Consider the following 21,484-nt stretch of genomic DNA (forward strand, 5'->3'; position numbering starts at 1 on the left):
TAAGGTACAAAACATCAATGGGAGGACAATAATGGATTACTTAACACTTTTAATAATTTTCGGATTGGCTGTACTATGGGAATTGGCCACGATAAATAAGAATGTAAAAAAAATGAATGAGCAAAATGCAGAATTAATTAATCTATATCATGATAGAAGTAAAAGAAATCAGTAATACTCAAAATGGACTTTTGGCACAACAGTTCATGTAAACAAAACTATGTGCAAAAAAGCCTCTTTTAGAGGCCTTTTTTGCACTTTGCTTCAATATTTCACTGCCACATGACCGTACTATTCACCAAGCTTCTTCCGGATATCCGCTGCTACGTTCTTTAGCGCTTTCTTTGATCCCCGTTCAAGGTCGCGGTTCAATTTCCTTTCTTTATAGCTGACAAATAAAGTATTGAGATCATAGCCTTCAGGATATAAATCGACGGCCTTTATTTCAAGCTCGAGCCTATTGGAATGAACCTCCTTGAAGGTATCTTCGAAAAGAACGACGACATCTATCCCGCTAGACAAGGAGGGCCGTATCATTTTTGAAATTGTACTGGTCATTTTTGGAACCCAGCAACTAAAAAAATAGTTTATTTTGGAAACAAGGACTAGTAAACTGTGACTACTATTCTAGGCAGTTATGTTAACAGTTTACCCCTGAACGCTCCGTTAAAAATATATTTCTGAGATTTTTTGAGTTAATTAATTTATTAAAGCGGGAGTATAATGTCGTTATTTAAGAAGGTATCAATACTGACAGTTTTAATGTTATTGTGCAGTTCACTAACATCTATAAGTAGTTTTGCAAGCGAAGAACCAATCCTTGAAAATGTTTTAGCTACAGAAAAAGTGGAGGGATTTTCAACTAAAGTTGATTTAGATGAATATGTCGTATCTAAAGATTTTGACCTAGAAGATGAAGTTGCAAATATGCCATCCATTGATAAAATGTCTACTGAAGAAAAAAAATTATTTGATTCAATTGTAGAAGAACAAGTGGCCTTGGCTGGATTAGAAAATGAAGAAGAAGAAAAATTATTTGCTAATGCCATGGTTGATTTTTTTGATGAAAATTCAGAAACATATAATGATCTTTCATTGGCACAAACTGAGTTAATAGAACAAGTTGAAGAAATTAACACAACAACTTATGAAAATGATGGTGAAATAGAAGCTTCTGCCAAAATGATTTTTGACAAAACATTTGCCATTGAAAAGGCACATGCTGTACAGGTAAAAGTTGGTGTAAAGTTTGCTGGCGCTGTATTTAATGGAGCAATTGGCTTTGCTATAGGCGGCGGTGTTGGGGCTATTCAAGCATTTATTATTAAAAAGGTAAAAAAGAAGCAGAAAAGTTATTTACTAAAACTGTGGTTAGTCGTTTAAAGGCATGGGGAGCTCCAAAATTAGCTTTAGCTACAGGTGCTTGTGTAACTATAGCTTTAAATTATTTAGATGTTGGCAATCAAATAGCAAAACAACTTGATAAAAGAGATAAAAGGCCTAATAATGGTTGGATAGATTTTTATTAAATTCAAAGGATGATTGATTAATAATGAAAAAATCAAAAAAATATATTGTCCTATTTCTCTGGGTAGTATTATTTTTATATTTCTTTGATATGTATATGCCCAAAGGTATTTATTATTTTGTTGTAGGAATACCAGTACTTTTTCTAAGTTCAATTTTTATTTTAAAGATGTTAGATCATTCAAAAGATGTAAGAAGCTAAATATCTAGGTGATACATACAACCTTTTTCAGAGGTTGTATGTATCCCTTTCTTACTTTTTCTTTCATCTCTAATTGATTTTGTTGTTACTTCGTTTTGTGAATATTCTTGAATTTAATAGCTATTAAAGCTGATTACTATTAAAATTTTGATTGTTTAATACCTTTCATACCTGCGTCTATAGCCTAATTCTCTTTCTCCACACGAGAAATTAAGGCAAAATTAAAGGGTATGAGCCCTGTTCATACAGAACTCATACCCTGCCAATGTCTAACTTTTTTTGTGGAACACGGTTATCACAACCACTTTATTACAATTTCATAAATCATCCGTTTTTCCCGTTCAAAATCCACCCCTTTTTATTCACCAAGCTTCTTCCGGATATCCGCTGCTACGTTCTTTAGCGCTTTCTTTGATCCCCGTTCAAGGTCGCGGTTCAATTTCCTTTCTTTATAGCTGACAAATAAAGTATTGAGATCATAGCCTTCAGGATATAAATCGACGGCCTTTATTTCAAGCTCGAGCCTATTGGCATGAACCTCCTTGAAGGTATCTTCGAAAAGAACGACGACATTATTGTAGGAATCGCTTTTCTTATAAACGATTGCATATCCATTCAGTTCGCTTACCTTCACTTTGTCACCGACTTCATATTCATAAGATGCTTCCTTAGGAACGGCCGTTGGCTTCGCTTTTTTGATTTTACCTTCCTGGACACGCTCCAAGTCGTAGTCTTTATTGTCGATATAGAGCTTTGCCTTTTGCAGAACCTGTTCACGAACCTTCATTTTTTTGGCTATCCAGAGGGCATTGCTTTCCCCGGATTGACCGATCAACAGCTTGTATTTTGGCTCAAGTGTTTCACTGTTGAATTGCATGGCCGCATTCATGAAATCACTGTGTATTTCCGAATAGCGCTTGATTTCACCATAATGGGTGGTCGCAATGGTTATGCAGCCCCTCTGATAAAATTCCTCAAGTATGGCAATCGCCAATGCGGCTCCTTCATTCGGTTCCGTTCCGCTCCCGATTTCATCGAACAGCAGCAAGGAGTTATTGGTTAATGCCCCCATGATTTCCGAGATGTTTTTCATATGCGATGAAAACGTGCTCAGTGCATTTTCTATGCTTTGATTATCACCGATATCGACGAATACCTGATCGAAGACGGCAAGCTCCGTCCCTTCTTTCCCGGCAACATGCAGCCCTGACATGACGGCCAATGTAAGGATGCCGATCGTTTTCAGGACGACTGTTTTACCCCCGGCATTAGGGCCTGTAATAATCAAGCTGCGATAGTCCTTACCGATTTCAAAATCCAAAGGTACGCTGTCCTGCGGCAAAAGGGGATGTTTACAGCCCTTTAATTTAATATAACCATGATCATTGATTTTCGGTTCGATGGCATCCATGCTTTTACTGAACTTGGCTTTTGCGAAGATCATGTCATATTGACTGATTAACTCGATGTTTATCTTGATCGGTTTCAGCTGTTCGAAAACCGTACCTGATAATGTGGCCAAAAGTTGATACTCTTCCATCGACTCCTCCGCTTTTAAACTTGCCAATTCTACATTCAATTTCGTCACAGAGGCAGGTTCAATGAACACGGTAGCCCCTTTTGCAGATACTTCCACGATCGTTCCTGCCACCTGATTTTTATAGGAGGCTTTGATCGGGATGGTATAGCGGTCATCCTTTTTACTTATGAAGAATTCCTGAATGAACTCCTTATTGGCTCCGCTCTTCAAGAACTTATTCAGCCGTTCCTCTATTTTACTTTCTGTCTTGATGATTTGGTTCCTGATGCGTTTCAGATCCCTGCTTGCTTCGGAAACAACAGCATTTCCTTTGATGGTGAATTGGATTTCTTCTTCAATGCTCCTGAATTCAGTCATGGAGCGGGCATAGGCATGCAGTGTTGGTGCAAAGAACTCTTTATCGGTCATGAATTTCTTGATATTCCTGCAGCCTCTTAAGAAGTCTGCTATCGCCACTAACTCTGACGGCTCCAAAATCATTCCTTTTTCCAGTTTGTCGATATGGAGCCCAATATGTGAAATGCCTTTCAAGGGAATATGGCTTTCTGCATTCAGTAAGTTCCTTGCCTCCGTTGTCTCGTTCAAACGATTTTTTACGACTTTCAAAGTACTGCTCGGCTTAAGCTGATCCAATAACGCTTTTCCTAAACCGCTTACGCAATGGTTTTTTACCATTTCCTTGAGTTGGATATATTGTAATTTTTCATAAGTCATTGTATTCATCTAATGATCCTCCTTGAATGAGTGAGTGATTAAAATTCCCGAATCCAAAAAATGCCCGCAATGGTCCCCCTACCTTTCCAAATGAACAAGCCATTTGAGTAGAAAGCTCCTGCGGGCACGGCCTTATCTATAGATAAGTACCTAAAATCGATAACAAATTGGGCAGCTCGAATAGACCTGCGTACACAAAAAAGCATGATAGGACAAATCCCACCATGCTTTTCGCCGTAACACCTGCATGTTACACGATTTATGGAAAAGGAAGCAGTCTTAAGGTAGGTATTCACAATGCAGAATTGCACTGTGAAAAAAGGCATACTTAATCCACTGACATATCAGTGATTAAATACCTTATTCAACTAAATTAGTTGATACCTACTCCCGACATAAAACACCACACCTTTTCTTAGATTGGAATTAACATACCATATTAGTAATAAAAAGTCAATTCACTTTTTTTGCATTTCTTTCCTTTTTAAATAAAAAGGGATATCTTGTATAATTAATGGGTTATTCTATTCAAGAAAACAAAAATGCAGTCAAGCCCATGATTTGACGATTGCCCCCCTATTCCTAAATGCCAAAGTTTTAACTTCTGCAACGAAGCATTTCCAGGGCTACTTCAGTAACTCCATTTTCAATGTCGGAATATTTACTTTAAAATCCGTATGTTATCCTTATATTAACTTAAACTGAAAACAGCCCAATAAGCTAACATGGGGCTGACAACTAACTTAATTAATCGTCAGAAGAAGAACCATTGCCATCTTGGGAGGATGAGTGGTTCTTTTTCCGTTTCTTGGCGAACACAGACAGGATAAGACTGGTTGCTACAGCAACAAATATCTCTTTACCCATATCAGTAATTAAGTTCAATAAGAAATGATTCATGCGGCCACGTCCTTCCCCATCTATCATTAGATGGAAAAGCAAAACTGTGACCTACCACTCTATCCTCAGTTGCCCCTCTTTCCTATCATATGTTTCCAACAATCGTAATTACGTTCAAATAAAACACTAATAAAAAAAAGGCCGTATTCTCCCCTTCTACCCTAGTTACAAGTGCAGCTGACATTTGACGAAAAGGCTTCCTGCAATAGACCATTTTAATTAGCTCAAATTTCTATTGAATAGCATTCGTAAGAATACGGGATTAAGCGTCATCACTCATTATGAGAGGGACCATTTTCCTTTCATTCACGTTGATCAGTCCATGACTTAAGAAGTGATCGAATACTTGAACATTCGCATAACCTACCCTCCTAAGCTAGTCAATAAGCACCATCTGGTTTTTCGGAATTTCTAGGATGATTTCCTGACCCGTCCGGTAGGATTCTGTCATTTCCTTGTTCACAGTGAAATCCCCTATTACGGTTTCAATGACATATTGATAGCTTTTTCCCAGATACGTACTCACCTTGACTCGGCCAGTTAAACTATTTTCCAGAACCGCTCCAGCATTATCTTTTTCCCTGATCATCAGATCGTCCGGCCTGATAGCACCTATTTTTCCAGTTGAATTGGTCATCTGTGCATCCTTGTGCAGCACAAATGAGTAGCCTGACTTGTTCAGTTCAATTTTATCTATATGATCCGTACGCTTATCGAATTCAATGAAGTTCTTGAAGCCGATGAAGTCTGCTACAAATTTGGTTTCAGGATATTTGTAAATGGTCGCAGGATCACTAAGCTGCTCGATGATCCCTTTATTCATGATCGCTACCTGGTCGGATATCGAAAAGCATTCTTCCTGGTCATGGGAAACATATACCGTTGTAATCCCCAGCTCTTGTTGGATGCGGCGAATCTCGATTCTCATATTCACCCTTAAGTTCGCATCAAGATTACTCAATGGCTCGTCAAATAATAGGATGTCCGGTTCAATCACCAGCGCCCTGGCAATCGCAACCCGCTGCTTTTGCCCTCCTGAAAGCTCTTTGGGATATCTCTTTTCAAATCCTTTTAAATTGACGATTTCGAGCACATTCATTACTTTATTTTCAATTTCACTTTTGGAATTCTTTCTCAGACGGAGTCCGAATGCAATATTTTCGAATATCGACAAATGCGGAAATAATGCATAGTTTTGGAACACAAAGCCAAAATTCCGCTTGTTAACAGGCACTTTCGTATAGTCCTTTTCCTTGAATAAAAACTTCCCTTCGTTCGCTTTTAAAAGCCCGGCAATTAAACGCAGGGTCGTCGTTTTCCCACAGCCGCTCGGGCCAAGAAGGGATACAAGTTTCCCTTTTTCAATCTCAAGATTGAAATCCTTTAATATATTCTGTTTGTTATAAGCTACAGATATATCTTGTAAAGTGAACAAAGCCATCCATCATTACCTCCTTTATCGTTTTGTGAAATAAGACAAGCCCATGAGCCGTTCTGGTAGGATCAAAGTAGTTTTCTACATACATCAGCATCTGAATCAGAAACGTCCTTACCCCAGCCCCTGTCATATAAACGAAAATGCCTACATTATTGAAGGATTCTAAGAAGGCGGTCATTACTGCCCAGAATTCCTGATTTTATATTCGGTAGGACGACTTTAAAGAAAGTGCGCTCCAAGGCTCTCAGCTGCTTCTTCAATGAAAAATCACACGGATGATGAACGGCGGCATGATAATAGTATGTCCTACAAACAGAGCCCATAAATCGGAAGCTGATAAACCCTCACAATATAACGTAAAAACGCAAAGCCCAGCACAATTCCCGGTATTAATATGGGAGAAACGAAAAATGCATGAATCACGCTTTTTCCTTTGAAATCGAACCGGCTTAATGCATAGGCAGCCGGCACTCCCAGTTACAGTGGAACAGATAGCCAAGCGATTTCCTGTTTTGAAAACTTTTTCAGAGAAATAAGTGCAGGATTGAAAACAATTGATATAACCTTGCATCGCATTGAAAACGCTCTCAAAGGGATTTAATATTGTTAGTAGAGAGCGATCAAAAATAGAGAGTATCAAAGGCTCGTTAAATGAGGGAGGAATTATTATGAAGAAAGCTTTTGAGAAAGCGCAACAGTTCGGTAAATCTTTTATGCTCCCGATTGCCGTTTTGCCAGCGGCCGGTTTATTGCTGGGAATTGGCGGTGCTCTTTCTAATCCAAATACAGTTGAGGCCTATCCTTTTTTAGACTTTGCTTGGCTGCAGGCCATTTTCACGATCATGAGTTCTGCAGGAAGTATCGTATTCGGCAACTTGCCGGTCATTTTTGCTGTAGGTGTTGCAGTAGGATTGGCACGTTCGGATAAAGGGACCGCTGCACTGGCAGCCATGATCGGCTACTTCGTCATGAACAGTTCAATAAATGCACTGCTTCAAATAAACGGGGAACTTGCCAAAGAGAATTTGGCAGGTGCCGGACAGGGAATGGCGGTCGGGATCCAAACACTGGAGACAGGTGTGTTTGGCGGTATCGTAGTAGGTATCGTTGCCGCACTTTTGCACAATAAATATAATAAAATTCAGCTTCCGCAAGTTTTAGGGTTTTTCGGTGGCTCCCGTTTCATTCCGATCATCGTTTCCTTCGCGTCCATCTTGGTTGGAGCCGTGCTTTTTATCGTATGGCCTTATTTCCAACTTTTCATAAACCAATTAGGTGCGCTGGTAACGAGCACAGGTACGATCGGGACTTTCTTTTACGGATTCATATTACGGATGCTCGGGCCGTTGGGGTTGCACCATATTTTCTACCTTCCCTTCTGGCAAACAGCTTTAGGCGGAACGATGGAGATAAAGGGGCAGATTGTCAGCGGGACCCAGAATATCTTCTTTGCGCAATTGGCCGACCCGACTACCGTCAAGTACTATGAGGGTGTTTCCCGGTTTATGTCCGGACGGTTCATCACGATGATGTTTGGTTTACCCGGCGCGGCACTGGCCATTTATCACTGCGCTAAACCTAAAAATAAGAAAGTCGTGGCCGGCTTGCTTCTTTCAGCTGCCTTGACATCTTTCTTAACAGGCATCACCGAACCGCTTGAATTCAGTTTCTTATTTGTCGCCCCGATCCTTTATGTTTTTCATGCCTTGTTTGACGGACTTGCCTTCATGATGGCAGATATATTCAATATAACGATCGGTCAAACCTTTTCTGGAGGATTCATTGATTTTACTTTATTCGGGATACTCCAGGGTATCAGTAAAACAAACTGGATTTATGTACTGCTCGTCGGCATTCCATGGTTTTTCCTATACTACTTCACTTTTAAATTCTTGATCAGGAAAAAGAATTTGAAAGTGGTCGGCCGTGAAGATGATGATCAGGCCGCCGTTACACAAGTAACCGCATCAGAGAGAACCCAGACCATCGTCAATGGTTTAGGCGGACAGGATAATATCGATATTGTCGATTGCTGTGCAACTCGTCTGCGTGTCACGGTAAAGGATGAATCATTGGTGAAAGAAGACGTCATTAAACAAACCGGTTCAAAAGGCGTCGTAAAAAAAGGAAATGGCATTCAAATAGTTTACGGTCCCCAAGTGACGATCATCAAAAATGAAGTGGAAGAATACTTGGGTCATTGAGAACATAGATAACGATAAGGACGTGTTAAACATGCAACAGGTGCTGGATAAAATTCACAAAGGCTTAATTGTATCATGTCAAGCATTGGAGAATGAGCCGCTGCACAGCTCATTTATTATGGGACGCATGGCCATTGCTGCCAAAGAAGGCGGTGCGAAGTGCATTCGCGCAAACTCTGTAGCTGACATAATGGAAATCAAGAAAAATGTGGACCTTCCAGTCATAGGGATCATTAAACAGGTCTATGGACAAAACGATGTCTATATCACTCCCACCATGGCCGAAATTGATGCATTGATGGAAACTAAAGCGGAAATCATTGCGACGGATGCTACATCCCGGGTAAGACCGGACGGTAAAACATTAAAGCAGTTTTATGATGAAATAAGAGCAAAATATCCCGATGTTTTACTAATGGCCGATGTATCCACCATAGAGGAAGCCATATTCGCTGACGATTTAGGATTCGATATTGTAGCGCCCACTTTATACGGCTATACAAACGAAACGTTCGGCCAGAAAATATATCAGGATGACTATGCTGTGCTCAAAGAGATAGTAAAAGCAGTGAAAAAAGCGAAAGTGATCGCGGAAGGAAATGTCATAACACCAGAAATCGCCCGCTCTGTATTGGATATGAATATCCATGCAGTAGTAGTGGGCGGTGCCATTACCAGACCGCAGCAAATCACTAAAAGATTCGTGGACGCTATCCAAGAATAGAACATTGCACATAGTAATGAAAAGACCCAGACTGGCAACAGTTTGGGTCTTTTTTACGATTCATGGTTCCTCAGGTTATTGACGTCCCTTATGGATACATTAAACTATGAATACATATAAGAAATTTGAAATGGGTGATCAAATGGAATATCTCGCAGAAAACCTCATATATGGCATTGAGTGCAGCATGGACAAATTCACCAAAACAGAAGAAGAATTGGCCCATTACATTCTGCAGCGCCCTGAAGAAGTAAGTCAGTTAACCATTAGTCAAATCGCTAAAAAGCTTCATATTTCACCTGCAACCATTACGCGTTTTTGCCAGAAATTAGCCTTTTCCGGGTTCAATGAGTTCAGGCATGAGTTAAAAAGGTTCGTGGATCTCCGAAATACACCGAAAAATTTGAAGAACATCAAGCAGGTGGATTATTTCGCTAAACTGTATCAAGATCACTTAGGTATCATTGATAATACCTTTCATATAACCACATATGACGATATCCAAAAAGCTGTATCTTACCTTACACAGGCAAATAAGATTCATGTTTATGGAATAGGGAGTTCAGGTATAGCGGCCCAGGAGTTCAAGTCAAAGTTTTTCCGTATCGGCTTAACTGTTGAAGCTATTACAGATCCCCATCAGTCCATGATGGATGCAGCTTTAAGTAACGAGAATAGTGTTGTCATCGGCATTTCCATTTCCGGAACAACGAAAGAAGTGATTTCTGCAGTTAAAATCGCAAAGAAGCAAGGCTCACGCATCCTGATTTTTACTGGAGATAAGAATTCCGAGCTCTCACAGCTTGGCGATATCTCGCTATTGGTCACGAGCAAGAACAGCATGCATATGGGGCAAAACATCTCTCCATTGCTTCCGCTGCTATTACTTTTTGATTTAATATATACAGAGTTGGTTGCTAAAGATTATAAAAACAGGATAAGCATCAGGGAAAAGACTTTAAAGGTATTGACCGAGAACGACTGACTTTCGGACGATCCGTTAAAAAAGTACATGACTTACCAATACACGAAACATAAAAAAACTGCATCTCCAATTGCTTGGATGTTACTAACAATTGGGGTGCAGTCCACTTTAAAAGACGTCTTTTCTTATGTTCCTTTTAAACTAAATTCTTTATTACTGGCATTGGCATGGAACGTTCTTGGAGGCTCTCGGAAAGAAGACTATACGCAACTACTTTATTCTTGTACTGTTTGACTACATCCACGTGGTCATTGTAAATGTACACAAATAATCTAACATCATTTTTTCCTCTTTTAGTATCAATCATTATTGGAATCCCACTGTTCTCTGGATATAAAAACAATTTCTCGTTCCCTGGGAATATATGATTTTTTTTCAAGAACTTAGCTTCGTTAAAATAATTAATTACTTGAATTTTGTCTTCACCTTCCAAACGTTTTCCATCAAAGGTTACGATTGCATCCGCGCCACTAATTTCTGAATGTATTTTGAATTTACTCAGAATCCAATTCACTGCATCGGTTGGAAGGCAGGTAACTAATAATTTAAGCAAACTTAAGATAATTGTCAAAATCAATACAGGCACTGTCATATTTCATCATCTCCGCTACGTTATAATTTAATGTTTAATGGAAAGAGGCGGTCAGTTTTTCTTTGAAGTCCGTTCTATTACCGTGTTTCTTGTTCACTCAGCTTGCAATGGTGGTTTTTTCACGTATCAATCGGATTATTTTCGTTCACATTTTCGCCACATATGTGAAAAAATTCACAATTCCCCACAAATAGAGTATGTCTTGTAAATCACTCGTACAAAACATGAGCTTTATACAATTAAGCCTATATTTCTATGCAATTTGATATGCTATTATAATAATCATTTACGTGATATCTTAGGCTAATTTTATTACGAAGTAGATGATGCCCACAGTTAATATTAGGGCAAGACCAATATAAATATAACTAAGGTTCAACAAATTCCCTCTCGTTGCTGCCGAATAATCACTATCACTCTTCCCCGCTAACGAAAGGGTGCCAACCAGGGCAACTAAACTAATGGCTACTACTAATATTACGCTTATCGTCATGATTCAACGCCTCCCCATTATCTATTTCCTTAAACCATTTCAAATTTTTCCGATTCTCATCGTATATCGTAGTGTAAATACATAAAAGATCGTTCCTAATTGGCATGTCAAAATTAAATTGTCCAGGTAGATCGCTCTTCGTAAATATATTAGAAAACCCTACTTCTCTATAATAAAAGAACAACCAATTTTAGGACCATCCAATCAAGTGAAAATTCCACCATCCACTTGCTGAATTCTTCCGTTAATATACATAGAAAAGTGCAAAGCTTCTCTGAAGGAATGGCTAAGATACCACGTCTTGTGGCAACTCCTGATCTAACTTGCTTCCTCGAAAAAGACAAAAAAAGAATCATGACTTTGTCACTATTATAATTTTAAATAGTTAATTGGAGCGGAAGGTACGAGACTCCTGCTTAGAAAAGCGCGTCTACGGGAGACCCCACAGGCGATTGCTTTGATGCGGCTTGGCAGACAGTCGGCGGAAAGAGATTTTAAAGAAAAGTTGATTGGAGCGGAAGGTGCGAGACTCCTGCTTAGAAAAGCGCGTCTACGGGAGACCCCGCAGGCGTAAGCCGAGGAGGCCCGCGGAAAGCGAGTGCCTGGAGTGGAAACCAACATCTAGATTATACAAAAACTGTAGACAAACTCGATTTTCATCAAGTTTGTCTACAGTCTGAGAATATCATTATAAACTTTTTACAGCCTCTGCAAACCTTTTGATGCCTTCGTGAATGGAATCCTCATTTTCCCTTGCAAAAGTAAAGCGTACATATTCCTTATTTGTGCCTAATGTTGAACCGGGAACGAATATGACTCCCCTTTTGATGGATTCCTCCAGTAACTTTATTTCGTTCAAAGGCACTTTCAGCTTACACCACAAATGAATTCCACCATTTGGCGAATAATAATCAACTTCTTTATGCAGGAATTCTTGAAGACTCGAAACTATTGCATCCCTTCTTTTTTCCAGTTGCCTCCTTAAGTAAGCAATATGGGCAGGGAAATACTCTGAATCCAAAAAATCATTTGCTATCCATTGAGTGAATGAGCCATGGCCGAAGTCAACCTGCTGCTTAGCATCAGATAGTCTCTCTATAACGGATTTCGGTCCGATAATCCACCCAATTCTTAAACCGGAAGCAACAATTTTTGACAAAGAGCTTATATATAAAACATTTCCGTTGTTGTCCATCGATTTAAGAGTGGAAATTTCTTCACCGGCAAAGGAAGTTAAACTATAAGGATCGTCTTCTATGACCGGTATTCCATATTCGGATGAAAGTTCAAGAATCCTTTTACGACGGTTGATATGAAGGACAGTTCCTGTAGGATTTTGAAATACAGGGTTCAAAAAAATCATCCTGATCCGATGTTTTTTATGGAGTTCCAGTAAATCCTCCGGGTTGATGCCATCTTTATCAACTGGTAAAGGAAAAATCCTTAGCCCCGCGGATTGAAAGATGGGAAGGTTGTAACTATATGATGGATTTTCCAATACAACGGCATCTCCTGGCTTTAACAAGCATTGGACCACCAGATGTAGGGCTTGCTGTGCACCAGAAGTAATGAGTATGGAAGATGGATGCGTGTCAATTCTCCTATACTGTTTAACATGATTGGTTATCGTTTCCCTCAAAACCGCATTGCCCTGGGGGTGATCATAACCCAAACTACCAATGAAGGACCTATTAGAAATGATTTCACGTAAGGATTGGACTGGAAATAAGTCTTCTGAAAGCTCCCCGCTAGCTAAGTTAATAAGGTTATGCGCTTCCGTCTCTTTACGTATTCTTTGGGTTACTGGCATATTGGGCAAAAAAGAACCCGCTTCGATATATCTATTCCAACTAGGTATACGTTTTCGTGTAATTCCCCAGATATCCTTGCTGATCATCGTTCCGCTTCCTTTTATTCGTTCAACCAGTCCATTTGCTTCCAATTCATCATAAGCCGCTACAACGGTGCTTCTGTTAACTCCCAGTTCACTTGCCAAGAAGCGTTCAGACGGTAGCGGCTTATCCAATAAAAATGTTCCATCAGCAATGCCACTCTCGATGTAAGCAGCTATTTGTTTATATAAAGGCTTCTTGGATTTTCTGTCAGTTTTCCATTCCATAAGCTACATCCTTTAAAATGTTTAGTTAAAAGCATACTAAATTATTAACTTTATATACTTATTCATTCCCTAAAGCAGTAAAACCTTTTATTTTAGTATAATCTTCAGCCGAGATTATTGCACTTTTAGGATAGAAGCTGTACTACAAAATAAAAACGAAAGCCCCCATTCCAAATGAAATGGAGGCTTTCGTTTCATCTTTTTCAACCATGCAGACCCCCCTTCAGCCAAGGGCGATCCCGATAGTTTCCGATCGGGATTTGGATCAGGCACGTTTTCCTTTGCGGACTGCCTATCCTGTAAAGTTCATCACACATATTCACATCAAAGCCGAGCAGCGGGTGCCCGTTCATTCCAAGGGCTGACGAAGCCAGCAGTAATTTCTGAACGAGCATCCCCGCCTCCATCTGCTGGATGCGGTATCCTCTATATCCAAGTTGCGTTTTGGAATAGTCCCGCTCACCAACTACATGTATGCAGATCGGCACTTGCTGAAAATTCATGATATCGAGGGACATTCCGTATTGCAATCGGAGCCGCTGATCTCCTGATTGTATCTGTTGTAATGAATGTGTCGTGCTGTCGTAATGGTATGCACCATCTTGAATGTCTTCCACATTATACAAACAAGCATATATTGAAACGCGATTTTCGTGGTTCTCGTTTTTTCCATCCAAGTCATTTCGATAGGAGAACGAAGCGGCTGCCTCCTGCAGGAGAGCAGCCAGCTGCGATTGACTGACTTTACCGAGTACGAAGTCCATTTCAGGTGAAAATCGCTTCCGGCAAACTGATGCCAAGTCATAGGACAGCCGCTTCACGATAGGAAGGGCTACAATATGTCCTTCGGATTTCGCCCCATTCTTTGGATTGATCCGTCTGAATGATTGGGTGGATTCGATCATGGATGCTTCATTCATTTTAGTTAGCATCGGAAATTCCCTGATTCTTTGCGACCGCATATAGTGTTCAGGCTGTATATCCGTCAATTCCAGCAATAATTCCGTTGAAGTGACAGGCCGGTCCATACTCCTTTCTTCTCTAAAGCTAAAAGAAGGTTCTGCCGATAAGGGGATCACCGCATACGTGCTCTCTTCCTCTTCCGAAAGCCCGAGCAGATGATTGATGGCCCGATCAAGGAATTGAAAGCACACCCCAGCGGCGATTCCAAACCGTTTCGCCACTTCGAGCAACTGTCCAAGAAGCACGCCTGCATCCAGACCTTGCAGACGGTATGAAAAGTTATTATATTTGTAGAAGTTTTTCCAAAACATCGTCGATACAAAAACTGTGCCAAAGCATGCGGACATATCAAAGGTTTCACCAAGAGCTTTTGTTATATATGAATCAAAATTCCCTTCCCGCAGCAAAACCAGCCGGTGGTGTGCCGCATCATAATGGTATACACCAGCAGGTAATCCTTCCATCTTCAAGTACACGTACAATTCGCTTGGATACAAAGCTCCTCCTGATGGCGGAAAACGCCGGAATGACTGCATGAGTTCCTCAGATTCCGAGGAACTCGGTACCTGACTGACTTGGGTCAGGCCATATGCATACCAGAGGAAATGACCAATTCCTTTGAGGTCCTGTTTTGAAGGCCCGTCGCACCCCTCGAGCGTCAGCGGCACCTCCAGTGATAGCGGAAAAACAGGCAAGTCACGGTAAAGCTTATACGTCAGCGGTGCATCATCCCAATCCACTTCCCAATCCGGCGGACTTGCCTTTTCGATATCAAAATGCAAATTGTGCAAAAATGCCTCTAGACTCATCCTCCAACCTCCTAAATCACCGCTTATGGAAAAGGATGCGGATGCGGATTGAGCTGTTCGAATTCAAGCGGCCGTTCAGCATATCCAAGTTCCATCGGAACCCTCAGTATTCTCTCAAGCCCCGTTATGCGGGTAAGATGATGGCCGAATGTCATCGGCAGCATCCCCGGTATCAGCACTTTCACGCAATGTAATCCATTCCGTGCAATTTCCGGTGTCGTCTGATCCACCACAATCACCTCGAGTTGCAATCGGCGAAACTCCTGAAGGATTTCCTGTAAATCTTCCGTCAAGTCCGGATGGTTCACCTTTTCCCCGAATTCTTCAGCTAATGTTCGCATCGGGCGGTCATCATCCAGCAGAAACTGCAGTCGCTCTTCGGCTTGCGGTAAACCGTACAGCATGCCATGATCATCCATTTTCCGTACCAGTGAGGAATCATGCAGCATTTTCTCAACCTCATCCTGATTCTCTTCCAATTTATCGTCAAGTGTCAGCATCATGCCAGCCAACTCGAAGACCGCGCTTTTCACGGCCCGGACCGGGTCCAGATGGGCCCCTGCCGCACATATGATATTCAATCCTTTTTGTTTCCTGTTTTTCGCCAACGCCCATACGCTCGGGATACCATGTTCCATGGTCGAATTAAACAAATGGATATCATATCCCGCTGCCGCCCTCGCCCTGTCAATCATCAGCTCAAGTTCTTTGTCATTTGCAGAATAAGGGTCAAGGCGTGTGAGGGGCAGCTGCGCATACCAGGTCAGAAGAAACGAATCACGTTCGACCACTTCCATGATGCCGTAGAAAATGGCCTCCTCCAAACTTCCCCCTAAAGCACAGCCATTGGAAGTTTCATAGACAAACCCATGACCGCAGCCCAAGCTGTAATAGGAAAGCAATTCCGGGACCAAGATCGGCCGCTCTTGCAAAAATGAGTGGCCCCACACCCAATCTATCGAGCGGTCAGGATTAAACGGTTGAAACGGGAAATCCCGCTGTGCATAATTTTCCTTCGAGTGTACCCCTATCCTGATCGGATCGAGCGCAAAATCTTTAAGGTTGTTGTAGCTGTCATGTATGACTGTCTGTTTACCGCGGGGCTCCATTCCGCAATACCTTTCCAATCCCTCCAATATGGCAGTCATCTCACTGATTGCATATGAGAGAGTACGGCCTGCCGCCCCCTCATCTCCTATGAATAAAGGCAAATTAACACTTACATCGGCAAATGGCGGCACAAGGTCTATCATTTTATTATTCAAGAAACCTGTGCGATGGTCCAAGTAATCCTTGGCCAGAACTTCATTCAGCTCCTCCATTGAACGGGTACGGTAACTGTCGGGACTGATTTTTGGACTTGGCTGCAACGAAATCCTAGCACGCTCCTTGGAGTCATCAGGTAATGTTGAGCAAACCGGACACAATGGATCTGGTAAAAAAGAGTGCCACGAACCATTCAGCGTTTTCAAGCTGATGATTGAGACACGCCCTTCCGAACGGGCGCGTTCTCCTTTCATCGCCTTCCTTACCTCCGCACAAATCAAGTGGGCCATCTGTAAAAGACCTGTGCGTGATGCAGCCGCATCACGATCTATCCCCCCATTTTCCTCCAGCTGTTTGCGGATTCCCCACATTTCTTTTCGATCACGCCCGGCCATGAGATACCTTTGGTCCGCACACTGTGAGCAGCCAGGAACATCCGGGCGCACCAACGGACCTATCACTCCCTCTCCAAATGATACGAACCCCCGCAGCCATGGAATGCCCGCTTGCCTTATCACCTCTTCCGCCTTTAAATGGATAGCTGGATTCCAGGCATCTTGCAGCAGAAGGACCATAGCCGTCGTTTGCGGTATTCCTGCCTCGAAATCGGTTTGGCGATTCACCTGATATTGGCCGGACAGGTCCCCATGAACATGGTCGGCCAACACTCCTTCCCCGACAACCAATACGTCAGTTTTCACCCTGATTCCTCCTCTCGCAAAAACACCCCAAACACTCCTGCCATTTCTTCCTTCAAGAAAGGTTCCAGATTTAATTCGAAAACACAGATTCGCTTTCTGTTCTTCTTCAAAACTTGAATGGCCGACTGTACTCGTTCGGGATTCCCTTTCACCGCGCATGAAGGAATCACAAGATTCAGGGGCATCCTTTCTTCCTCAAGAACAGGCGATGCCACTATACCTGGAGCTGTTAAGCAAACCGTCTGGTTTTGGACTTTCATGACGGCCTTTTGCAAGGCATTCCGTAATGCGATCGTTACATTCAAACCGACAGCTCCGGACCAGCCGTCGCTCGTTCCTGCCCAAACTACCGGGAAACCGGATACTTCCTCACCCAACGCGATGATCGGTTCTCCTTGCAGCCGGGTCAGCGCTTGTAGATAATACGTGCAGCGCTCATCTTCCACTTGAGCCAACTGCACCGGCACGAGTTTCTCCTGGTTGAACCGCTTATTGTCAAACTCTTTATCCAAACAGCTTTGCAGTCCACGGCAAACACATTCAGCAAATGTTTCCCCTGCTCCGACACAAACCGATTCCTTTATATCGACTGCCCCCTGAAGCGGCGGAAGAGTCGGAGCGAGCTGGCTGAGTGTTCGGGATACATATGCTTCAACTCCTGCAAGACCGGATTCCCTCCTCGCTTCCTCATGCGTCAGATCTGCACGGATAATTTCGAGCAGCAGTTCGGCCGGACCGGACGACAGCGGATCAACAACCTGAACTCGGCATTGGGCCAACGGCAGCTGTTTTAAATCTCCCTCATCCCAACGATGAAAGATCCCGGATTCCGAGGATGTCAACCGGCTGAAATACATAAACATCTTCCCCGGGTCACTCGGGTCCGATTTCTGTTCGAGCCGCTGATCAAAATCTTCAATCCATGCAGCAGTCCCTTTTCCCGTCACTCCCGGGTGGGGAATGAACGGATGCCATTTTCCCTCCATTGTATCCATATCCAACAGATAAAATTGACTGGCTTGTTCTGCAGTCGTAACGCCTGTAGCGTCTTTAAACCATTCGAATACCATTATATTGGCTAACATCGCCCCGGCTGTGGCGGAAAAGGAAGATGGTGCCTGATTCTTTTCCAGCTCAGCTTGATGTAAACGATGCCAAGCCGACTCCCAACAACCATTGGAATCCGGATGGACAAGCGGACCAGCCATGCCTACTTGATTGATGATCAACGCAGGAAACAGGATCTTTTTCCCTTGCCTGCAAACCGAATGAAGTTCCCTTAACTCCTCTATATCACCCTCTTGTGACACATATAATATTGAGTCAAAAGGCCTCACGATCTCTTGCCATTCAATCTCTTCTCCCTTTTCAAGCACGACCTCCCCTATGGCAACCTCGTCGTCCGTCTTTCGCGCATGTGCCACGATTTCATTCAATCTTTTTCTATTAGTCGGTACCGTGTCCGTAATGAAGATATGGAATGCGGGCAATCCGGATTCAATCAGCGAGGACACCAATGAAAGGAACAATGGGCCAGAGCCTATAGCCAATGCCTTTTTCTTTCGATAAGTTTCAAAACGGTAAGCCCCGGAATCGCCACAGCTTTCCAGGAACTCGATTTGTGAAGCATACCTTTCAAGTTCTTGCTTCCTTAATTGATGGGGACTGTCCTGACTTACATCCCGTACAAACCCATTACCGTACAAAACTTCGGCAATTTCCATCACCCTGTTCCGGTATGGGCCAGGCAATCCATCCGTCAACTCGCTTAATGTATGGTTCCCGTTGAACATCGGTAATAACTTTTCAATCCACTGGACGATCGAGCTGCCCTCCATACGGAACGAACTTATGTTATTCCTGAAATACACACCTATGTTTGGTTCAGGGAGAAAAAACGTATCCCTTTTCACTTTCAAACGCATGGAAGGGGTCAATTTCACCATTCCGCTCCTCCTAACCCGATGCATTCTAAGTACTGCTTTTAGCACAGCACTTCACTTTAATCCTATGTACGACAATTTGTCCCTTATGTCTAATGCTATAAGAAAAGTCCCTGCACATGCAGGGACTTTTCTTTAGAAGACCTGAAACCTTAATGGCCGCAACGTCCGCAACGTCCGCCGCACCCTCCGCAGCGTCCGCATCCGCCACAGCGACCGCCGCAGCGACCGCCGCAACCAAAGCAACCGAAGCACAAGAAACAGCCAAAACAACCAACGCAACCACCCACACCAATGAATTGCCGGGACGAATCATCCAGATTGTACTGGTTTTGTTCCCAAGGAACTGGCTGAGTTACCTGGAAATCATCGACATTCAGGTTTTGCAATTGATTTTGAAATTCATACATTTTATATAACCTCCGTTTATTATTTATAAGGTAGTGCTTAGAACAGGAAATCGGAACGAAATGGTCAGGGAATTAACACCCTCCAACAAAATATGTCAGGGGAATGGGTATTGCCACTGATTAAAGCGCCTAATTTCAGCAATAACCGTTTACGATGAACGCCTGAATGATCAATGAAAAAAAGAAAACCAGAAGGTTAACACCCTTCCGGTTTTCTTGATCGCCTCTTAAATTAATTTCTTACAAGCACTTGGCATTTTCATTTTCCCTATTTCAATGGAAGGATCCTTTATGTATAGCCATTACTTTCGAAGTCGCATTAGTTCTGCAATTGTTCATAACGATTCCAGTTCACCGATTTTTCCAGTACGATTGATATCAATACGCCCATTATGAGCCCATTCGTCAAAAATGGCAGTAAAAGCGTGGGAACGTTCGAAAATGCACTAGGCAGGATGTTCATCAAGCTCACTCCAATCAATACTGGTACGGCAAGCCTGAATATCGTGTCTGAAGTGAAATGCTGACCCTTGACGCTGTTGAAAGCCGTACCGAACAGCTGAAGGTAAGCAACGAACAATACTGCATTCCCGACTGTTATCGGCATGGTGGCCAGGAAAGAGATGAAAGGAGGAATGAGCCCAATTATGGTCAATAACATGCCTCCAAGTAAGAAGGGCCTCCGCTCATAGATTTGAGTGCTCTGCAAAAATCCGATGGATGAAGTAAAAGGTGTATACGGAACAAGGCCAAGCAACGGGGCGAAAATGGTAAAACCGCCAGTCATGAATAAAGAATTTCGATACTGCTTGTGTTCAGCTTCATCACCGATTAATTCCGATGCGGCTTGAATGGAAGCGAACGTGTTGCACAAATTCAGTAATCCTGCAAAAAAGGAAATCGCTATTATCCCGAATTCCAGGTTTGGTGCACCTAATGGAAAAAATGAAAAAGCCGCATCCGTCGATCCCATTTCTCCCCCGGTGTCCGGAAATAGCAGCCCGTAAAAAATCCATCCCACAATAATCCCGATCAATATGGAGAAATTGCTTATGGTCCTTGGTCCTTTTATCTTTAATATACTTACTAAAAGTACAATCCCCACTGATAGGAAACTGACCGGGATGTTAATTTCCCCATTCTCCGTAATCCCGAGCATCCCCTTAAAAAACACAAAGATGAGCTGGAACGTCAGAAGGAATAAATAAACCGTCATGACCATGGGAGTGAAAATCTTCTGGACATAAGAGATCAGGTTGAAGGCAGAAATAATGAGGGTCACGACACCAGCTGCAATGAGGCCAGTAGCAATTCCCCCTCCTATCTCTGCATAACCGAGCCCTATGGATGGTGCTGATAACCCTAAATTCAACATCACTCCCCACAATAGACCGGAGTGACCTTCCATAAGTGGATACTTATGACCCTTCCACCCCTGAAACACGCAAGCGATCCCGGTGAAAATGAGCGAGCTTCTCATGGTCATTTCCGTAACATTGGGAGGAAGATCAAAAGCTGCGCCAATCGATATGGGCACTACTACCGTATTTGCAAAAATAAAAAACAACCATTGAAAAGAAGAAAATAGAGTCACAGAAGATCTCCAACTTTTCATAGATTCCATCTCCTTTGAACATGATTCTTTTGCAGCTCATGGTGAATTTCAATTGCCCTTCGCTTGAAAAAGGCGATAAGACAGCACCATGCTAATAAACGCGGTCCCCGGATGGTCTGCTGCCATTGCTTGACACATGATATGTCATATGACCTTTGCAGACGCATGCGAAATGATAACGTTACCATTAATAGTAACAAAGACTGCGGCTCCCTGCTAATTTGTTGGCTTGACTAAGGCTGCAAGGCAAATGGACAAGCAGAAGCCAGTCCGTTTAAAATATATCGGTGGAATAACGATAATGACTTGGGAGGGCTAACCAATATAGAAAAAAATCAC

17 protein-coding genes and 1 pseudogene are annotated in these 21,484 nt (G+C 42.4%); 5 read left to right on the forward strand and 13 right to left on the reverse strand.

The features are described from left to right. The first annotated feature begins 31 nt into the window (after positions 1–31). A complete protein-coding gene (locus ACFX4I_RS13505; protein WP_230301029.1) occupies positions 32–175 on the forward strand; it encodes a YrzO family protein in 144 nt (47 codons plus the stop codon). Between the two features lie 116 nt (positions 176–291). Here ACFX4I_RS13505 and ACFX4I_RS13510 read toward each other — a convergent pair whose 3' ends face one another. Beyond that, the gene (locus ACFX4I_RS13510; protein WP_377421203.1) at positions 292–558 is read right to left on the reverse strand and encodes a hypothetical protein; all 267 of its coding nucleotides are present in this window, start codon (positions 556–558) and stop codon (positions 292–294) included. Between the two features lie 165 nt (positions 559–723). Between ACFX4I_RS13510 and ACFX4I_RS13515 the strand changes: the two genes are divergently transcribed. Beyond that, positions 724–1,383, forward strand: a complete 660-nt coding sequence (locus ACFX4I_RS13515; RefSeq protein WP_377421205.1) for a hypothetical protein — start codon at positions 724–726, stop codon at positions 1,381–1,383. A 704-nt stretch (positions 1,384–2,087) separates the two neighbouring features. On the opposite strand, the gene ACFX4I_RS13520 is transcribed toward ACFX4I_RS13515, so the two are convergent. The 4 genes and pseudogenes from ACFX4I_RS13520 to ACFX4I_RS13535 all read right to left on the reverse strand — a co-directional run. Next, positions 2,088–3,992, reverse strand: coding sequence for an endonuclease MutS2 (locus ACFX4I_RS13520; protein WP_377421207.1), 1,905 nt, complete (start codon positions 3,990–3,992; stop codon positions 2,088–2,090). Positions 3,993–4,730: 738 nt separating this feature from the next. Then, a complete protein-coding gene (locus ACFX4I_RS13525) occupies positions 4,731–4,925 on the reverse strand; it encodes a hypothetical protein (RefSeq protein WP_377421209.1) in 195 nt (64 codons plus the stop codon). 334 nt (positions 4,926–5,259) lie between these two features. Then, the gene (locus ACFX4I_RS13530) at positions 5,260–6,324 is read right to left on the reverse strand and encodes an ABC transporter ATP-binding protein (protein ID WP_377421211.1); all 1,065 of its coding nucleotides are present in this window, start codon (positions 6,322–6,324) and stop codon (positions 5,260–5,262) included. Between the two features lie 15 nt (positions 6,325–6,339). Further along, positions 6,340–6,798 (reverse strand): annotated as a pseudogene (locus ACFX4I_RS13535) (ABC transporter permease); the annotation flags it as partial. A 191-nt stretch (positions 6,799–6,989) separates the two neighbouring features. Between ACFX4I_RS13535 and ACFX4I_RS13540 the strand changes: the two are divergent. The 3 genes from ACFX4I_RS13540 to ACFX4I_RS13550 all read left to right on the forward strand — a co-directional run bounded on the left by ACFX4I_RS13540 (position 6,990) and on the right by ACFX4I_RS13550 (position 10,234). Beyond that, on the forward strand, positions 6,990–8,525 hold the full coding sequence (locus ACFX4I_RS13540) for a maltose/glucose-specific PTS transporter subunit IIC (RefSeq protein ID WP_230301035.1): 1,536 nt from the start codon (positions 6,990–6,992) through the stop codon (positions 8,523–8,525). A 31-nt stretch (positions 8,526–8,556) separates the two neighbouring features. After that, positions 8,557–9,249, forward strand: a complete 693-nt coding sequence (locus ACFX4I_RS13545) for an N-acetylmannosamine-6-phosphate 2-epimerase (RefSeq protein WP_230301075.1) — start codon at positions 8,557–8,559, stop codon at positions 9,247–9,249. A gap of 106 nt (positions 9,250–9,355) precedes the next feature. Further along, the gene (locus ACFX4I_RS13550; RefSeq protein ID WP_230301036.1) at positions 9,356–10,234 is read left to right on the forward strand and encodes a MurR/RpiR family transcriptional regulator; all 879 of its coding nucleotides are present in this window, start codon (positions 9,356–9,358) and stop codon (positions 10,232–10,234) included. 136 nt (positions 10,235–10,370) lie between these two features. On the opposite strand, the gene ACFX4I_RS13555 is transcribed toward ACFX4I_RS13550, so the two are convergent. From ACFX4I_RS13555 to ACFX4I_RS13590, 8 genes are all read right to left on the reverse strand, one after another. Next, entirely contained in the window at positions 10,371–10,826 is a 456-nt protein-coding gene (locus ACFX4I_RS13555; protein WP_377421214.1) for a YfmQ family protein, read from the reverse strand. Positions 10,827–11,124: 298 nt separating this feature from the next. Continuing rightward, on the reverse strand, positions 11,125–11,319 hold the full coding sequence (locus ACFX4I_RS13560; protein ID WP_098373426.1) for a M48 family metalloprotease: 195 nt from the start codon (positions 11,317–11,319) through the stop codon (positions 11,125–11,127). Between the two features lie 688 nt (positions 11,320–12,007). Beyond that, a complete protein-coding gene (pdxR, locus tag ACFX4I_RS13565) occupies positions 12,008–13,438 on the reverse strand; it encodes a MocR-like pyridoxine biosynthesis transcription factor PdxR (protein ID WP_377421216.1) in 1,431 nt (476 codons plus the stop codon). Between the two features lie 203 nt (positions 13,439–13,641). Then, positions 13,642–15,210: a SagB family peptide dehydrogenase gene (locus ACFX4I_RS13570; protein ID WP_377421218.1), complete on the reverse strand. Its 1,569-nt coding sequence runs from the start codon at positions 15,208–15,210 to the stop codon at positions 13,642–13,644. Between the two features lie 23 nt (positions 15,211–15,233). Beyond that, the gene (locus ACFX4I_RS13575; RefSeq protein WP_377421220.1) at positions 15,234–17,177 is read right to left on the reverse strand and encodes a TOMM precursor leader peptide-binding protein; all 1,944 of its coding nucleotides are present in this window, start codon (positions 17,175–17,177) and stop codon (positions 15,234–15,236) included. After that, positions 17,174–19,123 (reverse strand): putative thiazole-containing bacteriocin maturation protein, encoded by a 1,950-nt coding sequence (locus ACFX4I_RS13580; RefSeq protein WP_377421222.1) that lies wholly within the window; start codon positions 19,121–19,123, stop codon positions 17,174–17,176. The genes ACFX4I_RS13575 and ACFX4I_RS13580 overlap by 4 nt, the downstream gene beginning before the upstream one ends. A 149-nt stretch (positions 19,124–19,272) precedes the next feature. After that, positions 19,273–19,530 carry a heterocycloanthracin/sonorensin family bacteriocin gene (locus ACFX4I_RS13585; protein ID WP_377421224.1) on the reverse strand — a complete coding sequence of 86 codons (258 nt, stop codon included), beginning with the start codon at positions 19,528–19,530 and terminating at the stop codon, positions 19,273–19,275. 319 nt (positions 19,531–19,849) lie between these two features. Then, positions 19,850–21,145 (reverse strand): uracil/xanthine transporter, encoded by a 1,296-nt coding sequence (locus ACFX4I_RS13590; RefSeq protein ID WP_377421226.1) that lies wholly within the window; start codon positions 21,143–21,145, stop codon positions 19,850–19,852. Positions 21,146–21,484: the final 339 nt, after the last annotated feature.

Source organism: Peribacillus sp. YIM B13472 (genome assembly GCF_042788005.1).
Lineage (GTDB): Bacteria > Bacillota > Bacilli > Bacillales > DSM-1321 > Peribacillus > Peribacillus simplex_E.